Below are 1814 nucleotides of genomic sequence, written 5' to 3'. Positions count from 1 at the left end.
CGTCCAGCCTGCGGCAACAGCGCCCCGTCTTGCCCTGGTGAAGGGGCCGGGCTGGAAGCTGATCGATGACGACGCGGGCCAGGCGTTCGAGACATTCATCCAGTCACTGCCGACCGCCATCGTCGAGGTCGAACTCCCACTTGAATTCGATCAGGCGCTTGATGTCACCTTCGGGCTGCTCAACGCGCATCTCGCTTATCGTTTCGGCTCGGAGCCGACTGAGACCATCCGCCGCTATTGCGCGCCGCTGCAGCAGGGAATCGAAGCCGGCCGCACCATCAGCGCGGCACGCTACCTCACGCTCGATGCGCAGGCCGATCGTCTCCTTGAACTGGCCTCGCTTCTGTTCATCGAACAGGATGCGTTGATCACCCTGTCGGCGCCGGGCGAGGCGACCCGGCTGGAAGATGGGCCGGGCTCCGGCGTGATGTCGATGCCATGGAGCCTCTGCGGCCTGCCTACCGTCTCGCTGCCGCTGCTCAGAGGCCGTCAGGGGCTTCCAATCGGCGTCCAGCTCATAGGCGCCCACGGGCGCGATGGCGACTTGTTGCGCGCCGCCGGTTGGCTCGAGAATGCAACCCGCGAAAGCACGGGCGAGGCGGAGGTCTGAGCGGCGCATCACCTGCTCAAGCGGCGGCGCTGTGGCCGCCGGAGTGCCCGACGATTTCGGCACAGCCGGTGCGCCAGGATGGATGCGACGGCTGCCAGCCGAGTTCGCGCCTGGCTTTGACATTCGAGCCCGCCCGCACCTCGGTCATCATCGCCACCATATGTTCGCCGGCGAGCAGGCGGCCGAGCCAGACCGGCACATGGAATGGCGGCTTGGCGCCCACGATCGCCGCGAGCGCCGGCAGCCATTCGCTGACTTCCGCGGGCTCGTCATCGACGATGTTGTAGATGTTGCCGGCTCTGCCGCGCTCGATCGCCGCGACAGTGGCGGACGCCGCGTCGGCGACATGGATGAACGACCACCAGCCGCCGCCATCGCCGATCATCGGCACGCGCCGGCGCCGCAATTGATCGATCATCGCCCGCGACAGTATGCCGGTATCGGGGCCGTAGAACGATCCGTATCGGAGCACGATTCCTTCCGGCTGCTCAGAGCCGGTAACTGCCCGCTCCAGATGCTGGATCGCCTCCAGCGTGCGGCGCAATTCCTGCGGCGGATCGGGATCGAGCGGATCGGCCTCGGTTTTGACCGGTGCGCCGCTTCGGCCATAAGTCCAGCCGCAGAAGCTCTGGGCGACGAAACGCCTGACACCGGCTTCGCGCGCGGCGGCCAGCAGGCAATCGGTGCCGAGGGTGCGCAGCCGGTTAGTGACCGCGAAGGCACGATCGAAATGGCGGAGATCGGTGACATTAGCGAGGTCGGTCATCTGATGGACGATCACCTCGGGCTGCTTCGCAATGACCGCCGCGCGGACGGCCTGTGCATCGAGCCCATCGACGATGACAGGCTCGACGCCCATCTGCCCGATCGCCTCGGCTTTGGCTGATGTTCGCGTGGTGCCGATCACCGAATGGCCGGCCCGGATCAGGGCGGGAACGAGTTGTCGGCCGATAGCGCCGGTGGCGCCTGCAACAAGGATGCGCATGGCATTATCCCCACGTCGGTTGCAGCCCTCTGGCACGTAGTCCAGCCGAACACGAATTCAAGCGCGGGAATTTGACAGAAGTGCAAAGCCTGCCGATCACCGTCGCACCAAACAAAAAAGGCGCGCTGTTCGCGCGCCTTTTGATGTTGAACTGCAATCGCGCTAGCGGATCGTGACCGGGGCCGGCAGCGGCGGCACTGCCGTCGGCTGCGTGCCCGG

General features: G+C 66.1%; 2 protein-coding genes. One reads left to right on the top strand and one right to left on the bottom strand.

The window, feature by feature from the left end:
* Window positions 1–610, top strand: a 610-nt coding sequence (locus CWO89_RS43850; RefSeq protein WP_245476858.1) for an amidase family protein, incomplete at its 5' end; no start/stop codon positions are given.
* Between the two features lie 16 nt (window positions 611–626).
* Here CWO89_RS43850 and CWO89_RS43845 read toward each other — a convergent pair.
* Window positions 627–1595, bottom strand: coding sequence for an NAD-dependent epimerase/dehydratase family protein (locus CWO89_RS43845; protein WP_130584338.1), 969 nt, complete (start codon window positions 1593–1595; stop codon window positions 627–629).
* Window positions 1596–1814 lie beyond the last annotated feature (219 nt).

It is taken from the genome of Bradyrhizobium sp. Leo170, assembly GCF_004296405.1.
Lineage (GTDB): Bacteria > Pseudomonadota > Alphaproteobacteria > Rhizobiales > Xanthobacteraceae > Bradyrhizobium.
The sequence above is the reverse complement of the archived record's forward strand: the minus strand, read 5'-3'. Positions and strand labels throughout refer to the sequence as shown.

What these genes read in the sequence shown, in the direction of transcription:
- CWO89_RS43845 (WP_130584338.1), bottom strand. Translation starts at nt 1,595, where the DNA reads ATGCGCATCCTTGTTGCAGGCGCCACCGGCGCTATCGGCCGACAACTC.